The organism is Alkalicoccus halolimnae (assembly GCF_008014775.2).
Taxonomy (GTDB): domain Bacteria; phylum Bacillota; class Bacilli; order Bacillales; family Salisediminibacteriaceae; genus Alkalicoccus; species Alkalicoccus halolimnae.
In genome coordinates, this window is the sequence record NZ_CP144914.1 from 1,708,572 (window position 1) to 1,724,725 (window position 16,154).

14 protein-coding genes are annotated in these 16,154 nt (G+C 41.2%); 8 read left to right on the plus strand and 6 right to left on the minus strand.

From position 1 onward, the window contains the following. Window positions 1–59: 59 nt before the first annotated feature. Complete coding sequence (locus tag FTX54_RS07785; protein WP_147804830.1) at window positions 60–860, minus strand: SDR family NAD(P)-dependent oxidoreductase; 801 nt, start codon at window positions 858–860, stop codon at window positions 60–62. A 180-nt stretch (window positions 861–1,040) separates the two neighbouring features. Here FTX54_RS07785 and FTX54_RS07790 point away from each other — a divergent pair, with 180 nt between their 5' ends. After that, on the plus strand, window positions 1,041–1,478 hold the full coding sequence (locus FTX54_RS07790; RefSeq protein WP_246125684.1) for a MarR family winged helix-turn-helix transcriptional regulator: 438 nt from the start codon (window positions 1,041–1,043) through the stop codon (window positions 1,476–1,478). A gap of 381 nt (window positions 1,479–1,859) precedes the next feature. Here FTX54_RS07790 and FTX54_RS07795 read toward each other — a convergent pair whose 3' ends face one another. Together FTX54_RS07795 and FTX54_RS07800 are read right to left on the minus strand one after the other, a co-directional pair. Beyond that, a complete protein-coding gene (locus FTX54_RS07795; protein ID WP_147804828.1) occupies window positions 1,860–3,167 on the minus strand; it encodes a cytochrome P450 in 1,308 nt (435 codons plus the stop codon). A gap of 432 nt (window positions 3,168–3,599) precedes the next feature. Further along, a complete protein-coding gene (locus tag FTX54_RS07800; protein ID WP_147804827.1) occupies window positions 3,600–4,418 on the minus strand; it encodes an alpha/beta hydrolase in 819 nt (272 codons plus the stop codon). Window positions 4,419–4,600: 182 nt separating this feature from the next. Between FTX54_RS07800 and FTX54_RS07805 the strand changes: the two genes are divergently transcribed. The 7 genes from FTX54_RS07805 to FTX54_RS07835 all read left to right on the plus strand — a co-directional run bounded on the left by FTX54_RS07805 (window position 4,601) and on the right by FTX54_RS07835 (window position 12,017). Continuing rightward, a complete protein-coding gene (locus tag FTX54_RS07805) occupies window positions 4,601–5,320 on the plus strand; it encodes a pseudouridine synthase (RefSeq protein WP_147804826.1) in 720 nt (239 codons plus the stop codon). Window positions 5,321–5,413: 93 nt separating this feature from the next. Then, a complete protein-coding gene (gene resA / locus FTX54_RS07810; protein WP_147804825.1) occupies window positions 5,414–5,941 on the plus strand; it encodes a thiol-disulfide oxidoreductase ResA in 528 nt (175 codons plus the stop codon). A gap of 12 nt (window positions 5,942–5,953) precedes the next feature. Next, window positions 5,954–7,627, plus strand: a complete 1,674-nt coding sequence (gene resB, locus FTX54_RS07815) for a cytochrome c biogenesis protein ResB (RefSeq protein WP_147804824.1) — start codon at window positions 5,954–5,956, stop codon at window positions 7,625–7,627. Window positions 7,628–7,631: 4 nt separating this feature from the next. Continuing rightward, on the plus strand, window positions 7,632–8,816 hold the full coding sequence (gene ccsB, locus FTX54_RS07820) for a c-type cytochrome biogenesis protein CcsB (RefSeq protein ID WP_147804823.1): 1,185 nt from the start codon (window positions 7,632–7,634) through the stop codon (window positions 8,814–8,816). A gap of 78 nt (window positions 8,817–8,894) precedes the next feature. Continuing rightward, entirely contained in the window at window positions 8,895–9,623 is a 729-nt protein-coding gene (locus FTX54_RS07825; protein WP_147804822.1) for a response regulator transcription factor, read from the plus strand. Then, window positions 9,620–11,389, plus strand: coding sequence for an ATP-binding protein (locus tag FTX54_RS07830; protein ID WP_147804821.1), 1,770 nt, complete (start codon window positions 9,620–9,622; stop codon window positions 11,387–11,389). The genes FTX54_RS07825 and FTX54_RS07830 overlap by 4 nt, the downstream gene beginning before the upstream one ends. Window positions 11,390–11,459: 70 nt before the next feature. Further along, on the plus strand, window positions 11,460–12,017 hold the full coding sequence (locus FTX54_RS07835; protein WP_147804820.1) for a cob(I)yrinic acid a,c-diamide adenosyltransferase: 558 nt from the start codon (window positions 11,460–11,462) through the stop codon (window positions 12,015–12,017). A gap of 423 nt (window positions 12,018–12,440) precedes the next feature. On the opposite strand, the gene FTX54_RS07840 is transcribed toward FTX54_RS07835, so the two are convergent. From FTX54_RS07840 to FTX54_RS07850, 3 genes are all read right to left on the minus strand, one after another. Continuing rightward, a complete protein-coding gene (locus FTX54_RS07840) occupies window positions 12,441–13,292 on the minus strand; it encodes a SurA N-terminal domain-containing protein (RefSeq protein ID WP_147804819.1) in 852 nt (283 codons plus the stop codon). Between the two features lie 479 nt (window positions 13,293–13,771). Beyond that, window positions 13,772–15,385, minus strand: coding sequence for a phosphoglycerate dehydrogenase (serA, locus tag FTX54_RS07845; protein ID WP_246125682.1), 1,614 nt, complete (start codon window positions 15,383–15,385; stop codon window positions 13,772–13,774). Between the two features lie 394 nt (window positions 15,386–15,779). Then, window positions 15,780–16,028: a ferredoxin gene (locus FTX54_RS07850; RefSeq protein WP_090840539.1), complete on the minus strand. Its 249-nt coding sequence runs from the start codon at window positions 16,026–16,028 to the stop codon at window positions 15,780–15,782. Window positions 16,029–16,154: the final 126 nt, after the last annotated feature.

A 16,154-nucleotide genomic window follows, 5' to 3' on the forward strand; every position in this document is an offset into this window, starting at 1 on the left:
TTTGTCAGCGTTTTTTGATGTTATAAAAAAGCTTATTTTACTGCCTCCGGTAATGGTTTTTAACGCATGACACTTCCTCCTGATATCTTTACAGATTCGCCGATAATATTGGCACCGCTGTTGGACAGTAAATAGATAATTGTATCTGCTACTTCTTCCGGCGAAGTAATTCGTCCGGAAGGGAGGTCATCTTCTATTTTTCTGCGCATTTCTTGATAGGAAATACCTGCCCGCAGAGCTTTTTGTTCAATAATTCCCCCAGCCATTTCTGTATCTACAAATCCCGGACAAACAGCGTTCACTCGAACCCCATATTCGACTGCTTCCAATGCAAAAGACTGCGTGAAGCCTATTAAAGCAAATTTTGAACCTGCATAGGCTGTATTTCCGTAAGTGCCGCGGAGACCGGAAAGGGATGAAACGTTTACTATTTTCCCTCTTCTGTTTTTCTGCATAATTTTATAAACTGCCTGGGACAGCATGATTTGAGCTGTGAAGTTTGTCTCCATAATGTTAGTGAGGTCTTCCTCTTTAATTTTATCTACGAGGTCTCCGCCAGTGATTCCTGCTGCGTTAACAAGCCCTTCGATGTCGCCAAATGCTTCACAGGCTTCACTGACAATTCGGTTTCTATCGTCTCCGGATGCAATATCACCCGGAACGACATGGATTCTGCTGCTCTCGGATTGATAATGAACCGTTTGTTTTAACTGCGATAGTTTTTCTTCGTTTCTTCCTGTCGCAGTAACGTTCGCTCCCAGTTTTAACAGAGCGAGGGCAGTGACATAACCGATTCCTCCGGTAGCCCCTGTAACGAGAATATGCGTATTTTGAAACGAAGTCTCGGAAAATAGTGTCATACAATAATTACCTCCTCAATATAATGAACGACTATGACATGATAAATAAATATGGGGAGTTCGTAGTTACTATTATAGGTCAGAGCTGTTGCAATAAGCCGGATTTACGGCCTTTCTCTTGACTAATAAACGAGCGGGAGGTATTATTACCTCGAAATCGAGATAAAAGGAATGATAATAATGGCTGATGAAGAAGAGCAGTCACTCAAGCTGTTTGTTGTGTTCTCCAGGGCATACGGTTCAATAAGGAAAAAAATTGAAGATGATATTCGTAATTATGACCTGAACCCTACTGAATTTGCAGTTCTAGAGCTTATTTATTCAAAAGGAGAACAGCCGATTCAAAGAATTGGTGAACAAGTGTTGATAGCCAGTTCAAGTATAACGTATGTCGTAGATAAACTCGAAAAGAAAAATTATCTGGAGAGAAAATCTTCCCCTGTGGACAGGCGCATCACCTATGCCGAATTAACGCGTAAAGGAAAAGAGTTAATGGATGACATATTTCCCGCCCACAGAACTTTTATTCATTCTCTTATGGAAGGACTGAGTCCGGAGGAAAAAAAAGATATGTTGGTTCTATTGAAAAAGTTAGGATGGCATGCGGAAAAAAATTGAAACTAATTAAAATAAGGTGACTTAAGAATTTCCGATTTCTGCTCCGCCTGTGGACATCCTTTATATTCAGCTATGTTAAAGTCCCGGATTCTTACGTGAAGAATCGGAAATGGCTTTCCGGCTTACGATTACAGAAAGTAACTTCACTTAAAAAGCTCGTGGGCCAGGCTTAAACGAGAGAAGGTTTAAGGGTTAAAACAGTTTTTTAGTGAGATAAAGTAAGTTTTCCCAAAACGTGCGAAAGAACCAAGTCTCGTGTTGATAAATGTAGAAAGCTCCGATTCGGCCTTGCCGGGGAGGAGCTTTCTTTTTTCCGAGTCCCGCTGAATGCGTCTGCTGGTTTATATCTCACGGACATATGATACATATAAGAACGGGTTTCTATGATTTGACCACTGTCTGGCTTTGTGCATTTTTTTTAAGTTCGAATGGAGAATCTTTAATTCTCGTCACTTCCTGAATGACAAAACCACTCTCAGGAATTGCGGGAACTCTGGATAGGCTCCATGATAAATCCTGTTCCGGCACAAAGTAAGTAATGTTATCATTAAAATATTTAAAGAACGACCGCATAACCATCACAGTCAGCCATTCTCCCGCGCACCTGTGCCCTGCATAGTGATTTCCTCCTCCTTGTGGAACAAAAGAAAAGGGACTGCCTTCCCATTCCTTAAATCTTTCAGGAAAGAAGTTTTCCGGGTTGGTCCAGCTGTCAGGGTGGCGGTTTGTTCCATAAAAATCGAGTACCGTCAGAGTGTTTTTCTTGAATGTATATCCTTCCCAAGAGAATGTTTTTTTAACTTTAGCTGCCATAGCAGGTGCAAACGGATAAAAGCGGCGGACTTCCTGAGCAAACATCTTACTGTAGTTATCTTTATCCTCAATCAGTTTTTCTTTTACTCCTGGATGTTCCTCTAAGGCTGTAAAACCAAAGACGAGAAAATATGCTGTCGCTACTAAAGGGCGTACTGCATTATTGAGTTCAACAGCTGCAGCAGAGGGTTCGAGCTTTTTCCCCTTCATATCCCGATGGTGGGCAATAATATATGCGGCAGAATACTCCGGTGGATTTATTTTTTCTTTTCTGATGTCTTTTATGATTTGAGAAAGCCACTTTTCCTGATTTTCCCGTGCCTTTCTTCCTTCTTTCAGTCTCTTGACAGAGCCGAAAGAGTCCACCATTAAACCCATTTCTTCTGTCCTCTTAGCAGCGTCTTCCTCCGAAAGAGGCACCCCAGCCCATCTGCATCCGCTGCGTACAAGCACTTCCTTCAATTCTTCAAAAACAACGACACGAGGTTTTGTTTCCCATTCCTGCACTTTTTTCTCCAGTTCCTCAAGAGCAATATCTTTCATTTCTTCAAGTCTTTCCGGAGTCATCATAGATAAAAACATCTGCTTGCGGTGCCGGTGGGAAGGACCGTCCATCCCATGAACTCCGCTGCCAAGAAGAGATTTACTGATAGCGGAAGGAACAGCGTTTTTACGGATGAAAAGATCTTTATTATAGAATAACTCTACTGCTTCAGCTCCTCCCATACAAATTGCTTTTTTCCCTAGAAGTCTGGTTTCAAAAATATCAGAATCCAGGCTTTTTCTTCTGTCTGAAATAAACGTGAAACCTTCTTTTATCAGGTTTCTTGTGTTATCAATTCCTTTGGCTTTAGGAATGGGGTGTTTTATCTTCATTTTTTTCCTCCAGTTTTTATAATATAACGATTATACCTACTCCTTAACTACCCCTTAAAACCATAATAAAACAAGAGCCGGTTTAATAATGCTGCATGGGATAGGGACATACCTCTTTTTAGAACCACCATAAGGAGAGGAATTAACCTTCCTTGGCAGAAGATGTACCCGACGTCGAAGCAGGAGGGGTATTGAGGGAGTAAGTGAAGCAGGTGACTCCTCTTCTAATAGGAATAACACGAAAAAAGCGGTCCCTGCCGCGTTAACTGTCCACAACTGCTCTTGAAAAATTTGATATTGAAAACAACGCCCCTTGTCCGCCGTTGTCCACTGCTCCAGTTACAACCAAGGAATTGTAAAGAGAAGCTTTTAAATAATTAATTCGGCATATAGAGTTGCCTAAGGAAGAATAAATTTAATAGATAGTACGCCTTATAAATCATTTAAAAACTGAGTTATTTCCTGCCAGTAGACAGGATCGCCTTGAAGCGTATTATGACCCTCTCCACTAATGGTCACGATACGCGTTTTCCCATCCCATCTGGAAAAGGTTTTATGAGAATGTTCTGCTGGTATCACTTGATCCTCATCAGCTGTAATTCCAAGGAGAGGAGAAGAAATAGTTTCTGCCATCTCGCTCACTTCAAAAGGGTGCCGGATAAATCGTTCTACAGGAAAGAGAGGATGCCGTTCCCCCTGAAGACGTGTTCTTGAGTCATATGGAGAAATAAGAATAGTTGCTGCTACAGGACGCTGCTTTGAAACATAGGATGCTGCAGAAGTGCCCATGCTTCTGCCGGCAGCAACGATTTTATGAGAATTAATATCCTCTCGGGAGGAAACGTAGTCAAATAAAGCTGTTCCGTCCTTATACAAATTGTCCTCTCCCGGAGTGCCGGTACTTTTACCATATCCACGGTAATTCATGAAAAGAACAGACCAGTCATCTGGATATTGATTACTTTCAAGAGCGGTTGAAGCTTCTTCGGCATTTCCTCCGAAATAAATAACGAGCGGAGATGGGGAATTTTTGTCACTGTGCTGAAGCCATCCATGTAGAATATTCCCATCTTCAGTCTCGAAGTTTATTTCTTCTGTATTATGGAAATGTTCGTTCACCTGGTTAATTCGTTCTTCAGATAAAGAAGCCCCTTGAAACAGACTTTCCTCCTGGCTGCTGATGACATTCCATGCAAAAAGAAAATAGACGGCTATAGCTGCTGTAAGACACGCTCCTATAAAAACTTTCAATTATACAGCACCTCCTTTCGAATTGTTCAGGACAAAATTTCTGGGATGCCCTGAAAAATCGGCTGGCACCGGGTAAAGCTCCGTTGTTGCCGCATACGTATTTTAGAGTTACAATTAAATACTGGTAAGTATAGTTCATTTTAAAAACGTTGTCGGGATGATAACGATGAGGAGAGATCGATATGGAAAGACTACAGAAAATTATAGCTGGTGCTGGAATTACTTCCAGGCGAAAAGCTGAAAAACTTATCGAAGATGGGAAAGTATCTGTAAATGGTACCATAGTAAAAGAGCTGGGAGCGAAAGCCGATGTTAACAGTGATGAAATCGTAGTGGATGGCATGCCTCTTGAAAAAGAAGAACCTGTCTATTACCTTCTCTACAAACCTTCCGGAGTCATTTCCAGTGTGAAAGATGAAGCTGGAAGAAAAGTCGTCACTGATTATCTCCCTACAGAGAAACGTATCTACCCAGTAGGAAGACTTGACTTTGATACTTCCGGAGTATTGATAATGACTAACGATGGAGAATTTGCTAATATGCTGATGCATCCAAAATATAAAGTCGAGAAAACCTATTTTGCAAAGGTAGAAGGAATTCCTGATAAGCAGAAGCTGCAAAAGCTCAGCAGAGGAATTTATCTTGACGGAGTAAAAACAGCACCTGCCTTCGTAAAACTGCGAAAAAGTGAAAACAAAAAAGGTACATCAATTATTGAGCTTGTTATCCACGAAGGCAGAAACAGACAGGTGCGCCGCATGCTGGAAGAAGTCGGACATCCGGTTTTAAAGCTGAAGCGGGAACGATACGGTATTCTCGATTTGAAAGGATTGAATGCGGGAGAATACAGAGAGTTAAAACCTCACGAAGTTAAGAAACTGCGTGAATTGTCTGTCACATAACGTTCGTAAAAATTAATTTAGTCAGCTGTATACATTTTACTGCAGATGATAAGATTAAGTAGAGCAACATTAACTCTGAAGAGGAGTGTCTATATGAAAAAACGCCGGCTTTGGATGCGGACTGCTATTCTTCTGGTAATGGCAGCTGCAATTGGATATACGTTTTATAACCATTTTTCGGAAGAGCGCGGACTTGTTGATGCCGGAGATGAAGCTCCTAATTTCATCCTTGAAGATGCAAATGGCGAAGAAGTCGAGCTGGATAATATGGAAGGGCAGGGAGTTTACTTAAACTTCTGGGCAACTTACTGTACGTACTGCCGGGATAAAATGGATTACTTAAAAGAATACCAGGAAGAATATGCTCAAAAAGACGTGCAGGTAATTAATGTTAATGTGGATGAAACTACTCTGCAGGTTGAACGTCATAAGGAAAGGTACGACCTCGATTTCGACTTATTCATTGACCGGAATATGGTTGTAAGCACAGAATATGGTGTTGGAGTACTTCCTTCCGTCTACCTTATCGATGAAGAGGGACAAGTGATAGAGAGGCAGGTAGGAGGTAAAACAGAAGAGCAGGTAGTAGCGGCATTGGATAAACTGGTGCCGGATAATTAACGGGGGTTCATAATGAATAAAGTAACGTGTGAATGCGGACATAAAAACCCATTTGGTACCTACCTCTGTGAGTCTTGCGGAAAGCCGCTTAAAGAAGACGGCAGACTTGCCAATATGCGGTATGAAGGGGTTGCGAGAAGATCCCAGACATACAAAAAAACGATTGTTGACAGAGTCTGGAACTTCTTTTCTTCTGTGAAAGTAGGTATCTGGATTATAGTGCTCCTCCTGGTTTCATCTTCTATAGGTACGCTTTTTCCGCAGGAGATGTATATTCCACCCGGAGAAGACCCATCCCTTTATTATGCTCAGGAATATGGAATTTTAGGGCAGCTTTATTACGATCTTGGTTTTCATAATTTATACAGCTCATGGTGGTATATGCTGCTGATCGCAGCCCTGGGTATTTCTCTTGTTATTGCAAGTCTGGATCGATTCGTACCTTTATACCGGGCTTTAAAAAACCAGCGTGTAACACGACATGCTGCTTTTATGAAGAAACAGCGTGTTTTTGGGGAGGCTCCAATAGCTGACTCCACAGATAAAGATTTTCAGACAGCAAAAAAGGCCCTCGAAAAAAAACGTTATAAAGTTCGAGAAGAAAACGGAAACTTACTGGCTGAAAAAGGAAGATTTGCCCGGTGGGGTCCCTATGTCAATCATATAGGGCTGATTATCTTTTTAATAGGCGGGATGCTCCGCTTTTTCCCCGGAATGTATCTCGATGATTACGTATGGGTCCGTGAAGGTGATACAGAAGTAATAACAGGGACTAATGGAGAGTATTTTGTTGAGAATAATGAATTTCTTGTCGAACTGTATGACGAGGAGCAGGAGGACATTTTCCAGGAAGCGCTGACACGCCAGAATGCCCCTGTAGTTTCCAACTACCAGACTAGTGCGACGCTGTATAAACGGTCTTCGGAAACTTTAGGGAGTGAAACGGAACTGGAAAAGATTGAAGATCACGACATACGCGTGAACCATCCGCTCACCTTTGAAGGTATTTCCCTTTATCAAGTCGACTATCGTCTGAACGAACTTTCTAATTTCACTTTCGGTATTGAATCCGAAGACAATCAGGAAAATGTAGAGAATATTTCTTTTGAAGTAGACTTAACGGATCCGCAGATGTTATACGAATTGGATAACGATTATCAAGTGGAAATCATTGAATATTTTCCTAATTTTTATATTAATGATGACGGTGAACCTTCTACACTGAATCGTGTTCCCGATAATCCCCGAATTATATTTGAATTGTTTCCACCGGGTGTGGATCCAGAACAGGATAGCGGGGAAATCAGTTTAATAGGCGTCCAGGTAAATGAAGAGCTCAATGGAGAGCATGATCATGCAATAAGAATGCTTGATGTCGAAATGGTCGACGTAACCGGACTAACAGTGCGAAGAGATCATACGCTGCCTGTTATCATTACTGGCGGTATAATATTTATGATTGGGCTTGTACAGGGATCGTACTGGCACCACAGGCGTATATGGCTGCAGCGCAAAGACGGAAAGATAATGATCGCCGGACATGCGAATAAGAACTGGCATGCATTAAAAAAGGATATAGCCCTCTTGCGAAGCGGAACCAATCTGCCGGGAGCGCTGGACCAGCTTGATGAAGAAAAAGATGAAGATCCTTTAGGTAACAAAAAAACAAATGAAGGAGGCGGCTGATGCTATGCTGGAATTCAGCAGTACTCTACTGTACATTGCTTTCGGTTTATATTTAGCAGCTACGATTCTTTTTGCAGTATCGATCACCGGCAGGAAGTTTAAAAATAAAAGCGGGGAAGAGCGTAATAAAGCAGGATTATTTGGATATATAAGCGCTGCACTGGCACTGATTTTCGCTATATCTTACTTTATTACCCGCTGGCTGGCAGTTGGATATGCACCGGTAAGTAATATGTTTGAATATACAACAGTTCTCGGGATCACGATGTCACTAGCTTTTGTCATTATCTATCCGATATATAAAAATAATTATCTCGGATTATTCACAATGCCGATAGTGATGTTGATTATTGCCTACGCTTCCATGTTTCCGGGCGAGGCTCAGCCATTGATTCCTGCGCTTCAGTCAAACTGGCTGTTTATTCATGTAATTACGACAGCTATCGGACAAGGAATACTCGCAATTGGTTTCGCTGCGGGTCTGTTATATCTCGTACGTATGATAGATTTCACAAAAGCTTCCAGAAAAGTTAAGAGTATTGAATTTATTATGTTCGGATTGTTAGCTACAATTGCTTATATTTTTATAGGGATTGGTTTTGGTGCGGCAGATTATACTGCAACGTTTAATTATGTTGACGAAACTGGAGAATCTGCAGAAGTGAACTATGTTCTTCCCCCTCTGGTAGGTCCAAATGAAGGAGAACTTATTTCAGAACAGGGATTTGATCCGGTTTTGTCTATGCCTGAATATATCCGTAGTGATGATGTAAACACCGTACTGTGGTCAATTATTGGTGGGCTGATCTTATACAGCGGAATGCGGTTGGGATTCAGAAAACCGATTGGCGGAGTTTTACAGCCGATTGTAAGAAAGGTTAATCCACAGACAGTGGATGAAATAAGCTACCGGGCAATTGCGATAGGATTTCCGGTGTTTACACTGGGTGGACTGATATTTGCAATGATCTGGGCACAGATAGCCTGGACACGCTTCTGGGGATGGGATCCTAAGGAAGTTTGGGCCCTTATTACATTTCTATTCTATGCAGTCTATCTTCATCTTCGATTATCGAGGGGCTGGCAGGGAGAAAAAAGTGCATGGCTTTGTGTAATCGGTTTTGCAATCATTATGTTTAATCTGATATTTGTAAACCTTATAATCGCCGGACTTCACTCTTATGCGTAATTTCGATACAATATAATCAGGAATAAAAAGGCTGTCCGTTGTTTTCAATTGGACAGCCTTTTACATGGAGGGATAAGGATGACCGATACGGAACAACAGACAAGGGTATTAATAGTTGACGATGAAGAACGTATCCGCAGACTTCTCAGGATGTATTTGGAAAAAGAAAATTATATCGTTGAAGATGCCGAAAATGGAGAAGCAGCGCTGGATATGGCGATTAGTACAGACTATGATTTAATCGTTCTCGATCTGATGATGCCTGGTATTGATGGCATACAAGTATGTGAAGAAATTCGAAAACATAAAGCTACTCCTATCATCATGCTCACCGCAAAAGGAGAAGAAATAAACCGAGTGCAGGGCTTCGAGGCAGGAACAGACGATTACATTGTAAAACCATTCAGCCCAAGAGAAGTTGTTTTAAGGGTTAAGGCTCTGCTGAGAAGATCGTCCTCTACAAAATTTCTGCAGACAGAAACGAAAACAAAAGAAATATTTGAATTCTCTCATTTAACAATTGACGATGATGCTCATAGAGTCACAGTCCAAAATAAATTAATAAACTTAACTCCAAAAGAATATGAGCTTCTTCTTTATCTGGCACAGGCTCCGGATAAAGTGTTTGCTAGAGAGCAGCTTTTGAAAGATGTTTGGAATTATGAATTTTTTGGCGATCTGCGTACTGTGGATACCCATATTAAACGCCTTAGGGAGAAACTGAGTCATATTGAACCGAAAGCGGCAGACATGATTAAAACTGTCTGGGGTGTTGGTTATAAGTTTGAGGACGCTGAACAGGGATGATGTTCTGGAGAAGCGTCGTAGGGAAAATCTGGTTTACAATACTACTGCTCGTATCTGTAGTACTGCTTGTATTGACTATTCTGCTTCTTGAGTATTTTGAGCGGTTTCATGCAGAGCAGGCGGAGGGAGAACTATTAAATCATGCCAATCTCATCGTCAGCTTTCTGGAGTACGAAACAACAGACGGTGAGGCTCTGGATATGAGTCAGGTTATTTCCGAGTCATACTCTGCACGGGCACTGCTCATCGGGGAAGAAGGGTACTGGTACACCTCTGACGAAGATGAGCAGGAAATCCCGGTAGAAGTTTTTTATGAACATGATGATTTAGCAAATGTTATGGAGAACGAAGAAACGGTAGTGACCCGGGGAGATTATTCTGTTACAAGAACACAGGGAGAAAATGCAGAAATTATGATTGTTGGAATGCCGGTAGTATTCGAAGATGGGGAAGAAGGATCCCTGTTTCTTTATCAGTCTCTGGACGTAATAGAAGAAGCGACAAATCAGACAAAACAGATTATATTTTTTTCCGCCGGTATAGCGATTATTCTGACTACCGTTTTTGCTTTTTTCCTGACTTCAAGAATAACAGCCCCACTGAGGCAGATGAGGGCGGCTTCTCTCGAAGTTGCAAAAGGAAATTTTGATACAAAAATACCTATTCAGACTAAAGATGAAATCGGCCTGCTTGCTATGGCTTTCAATCGGATGGGACGGGCTTTAAATACCAATTTACATGCGTTGAATCAGGAAAAAGAACAGCTTTCCCATATTTTGAGTTCTATGGCTGACGGAGTTATGACATTCAATAAGACAGGGCGTGTCGTAGTAACCAATCCACCTGCTGTAGAATTTATTAATTCATGGAGGTATGAAGAACAGCTGGAGGAAAACAGCGAACCTCCTCACCTGAATGTTTTATTCCAGAAGGTTCTGAAGCTGGAAGAAGAAGTAGTGGATGAAGTGACGATTCAAGGCAGAACCTGGGTTATATTAATGACACCTCTTTACGATCAGAATGATATAAGAGGAGCAGTTGCAGTTCTAAGGGATATGACGGAAGAAAGACAGCATGATAAGCTTCGCAAAGACTTTATTGCCAACGTTTCTCATGAACTGCGTACCCCTATATCCATGCTCCAGGGATATGGAGAAGCTATAGTGGATGGAATAGCGGAGACAGAAGAAGAGAAAAAAGAAATGGCACAGATTATCTACGATGAATCATTGAGAATCGGAAGGCTTGTAAATGAACTGCTGGACCTTGCACGCATGGAAGCGGGCCATCTTACATTAGCTAAAGAAGAAATTCATATTAAAACGATGCAGGAAAAAATCTTAAGAAAATTTCAAGTTATAGCTAAAGAGCAGAATGTCCGACTTATAGGAGAAAATTTGACCCGAACTGAATATTTTATTGGTGATCCGGATAGACTCGAACAAGTTATGACTAATTTAATTGATAATGCCTTCAGGCACACCCCTGAAAAAGGAACGATAACTGTGCGCATGAAAGAAGAAGATAATGGATTGAAAATGGAGGTGGAGGATACTGGAACCGGCATTCCCGAGGAAGACCTTCCATTTGTCTTTGAACGTTTTTACAAAGCAGATAAAGCGAGAACTCGCGGAAGGGCAGGTACTGGCCTGGGACTCGCCATTGTACAGAATATCGTCGACGCCCATGGCGGAAAAGTGTCCGTTCATAGTAAAGTAGGCGAAGGAACGAGCTTTAATGTTTTTCTTCCGATTACCAGAGATTAAATATACAAAAGAAGGTTTCTTATAAGTGTATAAAGCATGATTATCATTTACGAATATGAAGGAGGACAATATGAAAATTTACACAAAAAAAGGCGATAAAGGACAGACACAGCTTATTGGTAAGAGAGTGGAAAAGACAAATGAGCGTGTAGAAGCTTATGGTACGGTTGATGAACTTAACAGTTTTATAGGGGTGGCAGTATCCCTGATGAAAAAAACAAATTTTACCGACATTCAAACTGAATTATTGACTATCCAGCACGAGCTGTTTGATTTAGGCGGAGATCTGGCAAATGTTACAGAGAATAAAGAGTGGACGTTAAAAGAAGCTTCGATTACGAGGCTTGAAAACAAGATAGATGAATATTGGGAAGAGGCTCCACCTTTGAAGAAATTTATTCTTCCCGGTGGAGAGCCCGCGGCTTCCTATTTACATGTCTGCAGAACCGTTGCCAGAAGGGCAGAAAGATTGACGAGCGCCATTCATGACGAACATGATATGCCCCCGGCTGCACTTCCGTATTTAAACCGTCTGTCAGACTTCTTCTTTGCAGCTTCAAGAGCGGTTAATCACCGATCCGGGACAGAGGATATCTTGTATGAAAGAGGGAAAGATGTTTTTAATTAGAGTAATATGAAAATCAATTCATAAGTGCTTAATTCAGACAAATAGAAGAATTCTCATAAAATTCTTTTCTTACATTAATAGTCAAAGCAGGGAAAGACGGGCATTTCCGGAGGAGTAAGCGCCGTTTGAAGATTCAGTGTGGGGAAGGGTTTTGAGGAATTCAGTTGAAGACCATTTCCCGTAAAAATACATCCGCGACAATAAAGCAGATAACCGATAAACGGATGCTTTCGCTTCCATGGAGACGCAGGCGGGCCTAAGCTAATCCCGTCTTTATTCGCCCTGAAACCCTCTCATGTGCCCTGCATGCAGCTTAAAGAAGGAATACAGAGAAGAATCTTATCTTCTAATCAATCGCAGACTTTAACACAGCTAAACATAAAAAAGCTGAGCCTTATTTTCAAGGCTCAGCTTTTTTGTGCTTTAAAGAAGTATTTCGATATCGGCGTTTTCCCGTAAATCTTCAACATACTGGTTCTGTCTGAGCTGCTCTTCTAATTCCTCCTGGACGTCCTCAAATTCTGATTCTGCCATTTCTGGATTGCTTGATGCAGCCGTTTCATAGTACTCTCTGACTTCTTCTTCTGGAACTTCATATTCTTCTTCTATTTGATCCATAGAAAGAAGTTCTTCCACGAGTGCCATCTGTCGGATTTCTTCTTCTAAATCTTCTTCAGAGTAGCCCTGTGTTTCCAGAGCTTCTTCAAATTGTTCATCTGATTCGAACTGGGAACGAATTTCTTCAAGCTCCTCTTCGACCTGATCTTCGTCAGCTTCTATGCCTTCTGATTCAGCTTCCTGGGAAAGAAGAGTCTGGTTGATAAGCTGCTCGAGAAACTGCTGCTGAAACTGCATCATCATCATAGAGCTCTCTTCCTCAGCCATATCCTGCTGAGCAAACATAGTTTCAATCTGAGCTAACTGTGATTGTAGTTCACCATTGGTAATTTCTTCTCCATTCACGACAGCTGCTGGTTCTTCAGGGTCCTCATCCATAATATTCACCTGATCTTCAGCTGGTTCTTCAGAGGAATTTTCCGGAGATTCTTCGGCTGTATTTTCTGTGTTTTCGTTATCAGCTGTTGCGTTGTCTGTATTGTTTTCTTCAGCAGCTTCATTAGTGCTGTCATTGTTCTCAGTATTTGTTTCTTCAGACGTATTGCCATTTCCCTCTGTATTTTCGTTATTTCCTTCTTCATTACCTCCACATGCTGCTGCGATAAGGAGTGTAGATAAAGATAGAGTTAATAATCCATTTCTAGTCATTTTTTTCATTTAAAAAATCAACCTTTCTTTGAATGTGCTGCGTATTGACTATAACTGTATCATATTTAAATAAGAGTTATCAATTGATTAATCTCATATAAATATGTATATGCAGGGTTTCTAAACGATGAAACAGCCGTCAATATAAAGTGTAACAGTGTTAAAATATTACAGTTCAGGCGAACAAATTATATGTTCTGTTTGCGATCACATTTTCAAACCATAAAAATAGAAACGAAAGCACGCCTTCATCACTTATAAACTTTATATTCAAGGTAGTTTTTCCAGAGTCAAATTTTAAAATTTTGTATTAAAGACAGCAGTTATTAAGGCCTAGATAGTCTGGTGCATATGAGATGGTTCGTAGCATAAATTAAAGCAGCTGTCCTGTGAAAATTTCAGGACAGCTGCTGAAAATAGCTCGATCAGACTTGATCTGTTCATTCACAGATTTCTCTTTAAAAGCACGGATTTGGTCTATTGAGCTTCTATAGTTCAATAGCGGAAACAGAATTAATTTCTTCTATTTCAGCAAAAGCTTTTAAAACAGCTTCATCGCATTCTTTATCTGTTGCGAGAAGCATGATAGCTTCTCCACCTTCTGTCTTTCGTCCAACCTGCATTGTTGCAATGTTAACATCGTGAGCACCTAACAGCTGACCTACTTTACCTATCACACCCGGCCGGTCGTTATGACGTACATATAACGTATGGGCAGCAGGCTGAAAGTCCAGTTTAAAACCGTTAATTTCAACAATTCTTGCTCCAATTTCCTGGCTGTACGTTCCGTGAATATGAATGGAGCTGTTTTCACCCTGGACATAGGCTTTCACAAAATTTGCGTAACCTTTAGATTCACTTTCGTGTCGTTCAGAAACTTCTACATCTCTTTCTTTTGCGATCCAGGATGCGTTGACCTCATTGACGTAGTCGTCAATTCTGTTCCTGAAAAAGCCGGCAAGAAAGCTTCGGTTGAACAGCCCGGTTTCCTGATCGGATATTTCCCCGGCATAACTGATTTCCACTTGTTTTACTGGTTCCATGAATAGCTGGGAAGCGGTATCACCCAGGGTCCGTGTTAATTTGGTGAAAGGTGAAAACTTATCGAATGCTTCCTGATCGAGATAGGGAAGATTCAGTGCGTGTGGAGCTGGTTTACCGGATAAATAATCTAAAACTTCCTGAGAAACGGATTCTGCAACGTTCAACTGCGCTTCGGAAGTAGAAGCAGCTATATGAGGTGTTGTAATTACCTGAGGGAGCTTGGTAAGAGGATGATTTTTAGCCGGTTCTTCTTCAAAAACATCTATCGCAGCTCCTCGTACATGGCCTGATTCTACAGCTCGGTAAAGGGCATCTTCATCTATTATTCCTCCGCGGGCGCAGTTTAATACGTAAACACCCTTCTTAGTCTTTTTGAATGTTTCATCGTTAAGAAGCCCTTTTGTATCTTTCGTCAACGGTGTATGAACAGATAAAATGTCGCTTTGACTCAATGCTTCTTCGAGGGAGACAGCAGTTACGTGATTTTTTTCAGCTCTGGACTGGGTTAGAAACGGATCGTAAGCTATCACATTCATACGGAAAGCACGGGCTCTCTGGGCAAGTTCTGCCCCTATTCTACCAAAACCGATAATGCCTAGTGTTTTGCCATAAAGTTCAGCTCCCTGATAAAGCTTTCGATCCCACCGGCCTTCCTGCATCGACTGATTTGCCTGGGGAATGCTTCGGACAAGAGAAGCAAGCATAGCAAAAGTATGTTCTGCTGTTGAAATAGTATTACCGTCAGGGGCATTAACGACAACTACCCCATGAGAGGTGGCAGCATCCAGGTCTACGTTGTCAACGCCGACACCGGCGCGTCCAATTATTTTTAAGTTCGGGAGTTTATCGAGTATTTCTGCCGTTACTGTAGTAGAGCTTCTTATTAAAAGAGCATCTACAGTGTCTAAAGCTATCTTCGTTTCCAGAACGTTCTCCTGGATTACGTTCACTTCTGAACTTTCGAGAATAGGCTTTAAACCATCTGCGCTCATATTATCTGAAACCAATACAGTAAATGTTTTCATTTCCTGATGAACAGGATTCTGTACTTGTACCATTCTCTATCTCCACCTTTTTGAGTCGTTGATTTAATCATATTAACACGAAAGTCAGATAATTTGCACGTACACAGCAAAAAAGCAAAAGTTTTTTTCTCGAGGACGGAAAAGTCTGACAATTAAAGCGCTTACAAGTGACGGAGCATGGATAACAGGGAAGATAATAAGTTGTTGTGCACATATATTTTTCATTTTCAAAGTGCTGTAATGTCTTCAATATACATTCGAGCTTCATTTTGCTGATTGTCCTCCACTTTTTCAGGAAGCGATATTCTGCAGTATCAGCATCAATAATCATTACCAGACCTGCACAGAAAAGCCCTCTGCCAATTTATATAAAGGCAGAGGGCTTTTCTTGTTTTTAGAGGTTTGTATCACTTTCTGAGTGGAAATTCTATTCGAATTTCAGGGCATCTCCGTCAAACGGTTCTTCCGCAATCTTTATCGAGTCTGTTGGACATCCATCAAAAGCGTCCTCAAGATCCTCGTATAAGTCTTCCGGCACTGCTTCTGTACCTGCATTATCATCAAGAATGACGTAAGCAATTCCCTCGTCATCATAATCATAAATATCTGGAGCTGCGGCCCCGCAGGCTCCACAGGCAATACATGTATCTTTATCGACAATTGTAAATTTCGCCATATATATAACCTCCTTATTTAATAAAAATCCTTTGGAAGCGGATATTAAAAATCCGTACAAAGTAAAAGAAATGGTGTACTGATGAAAGCTGCCTGCAATAGCTTTGAAAAAGCAGTCACCTGGTAA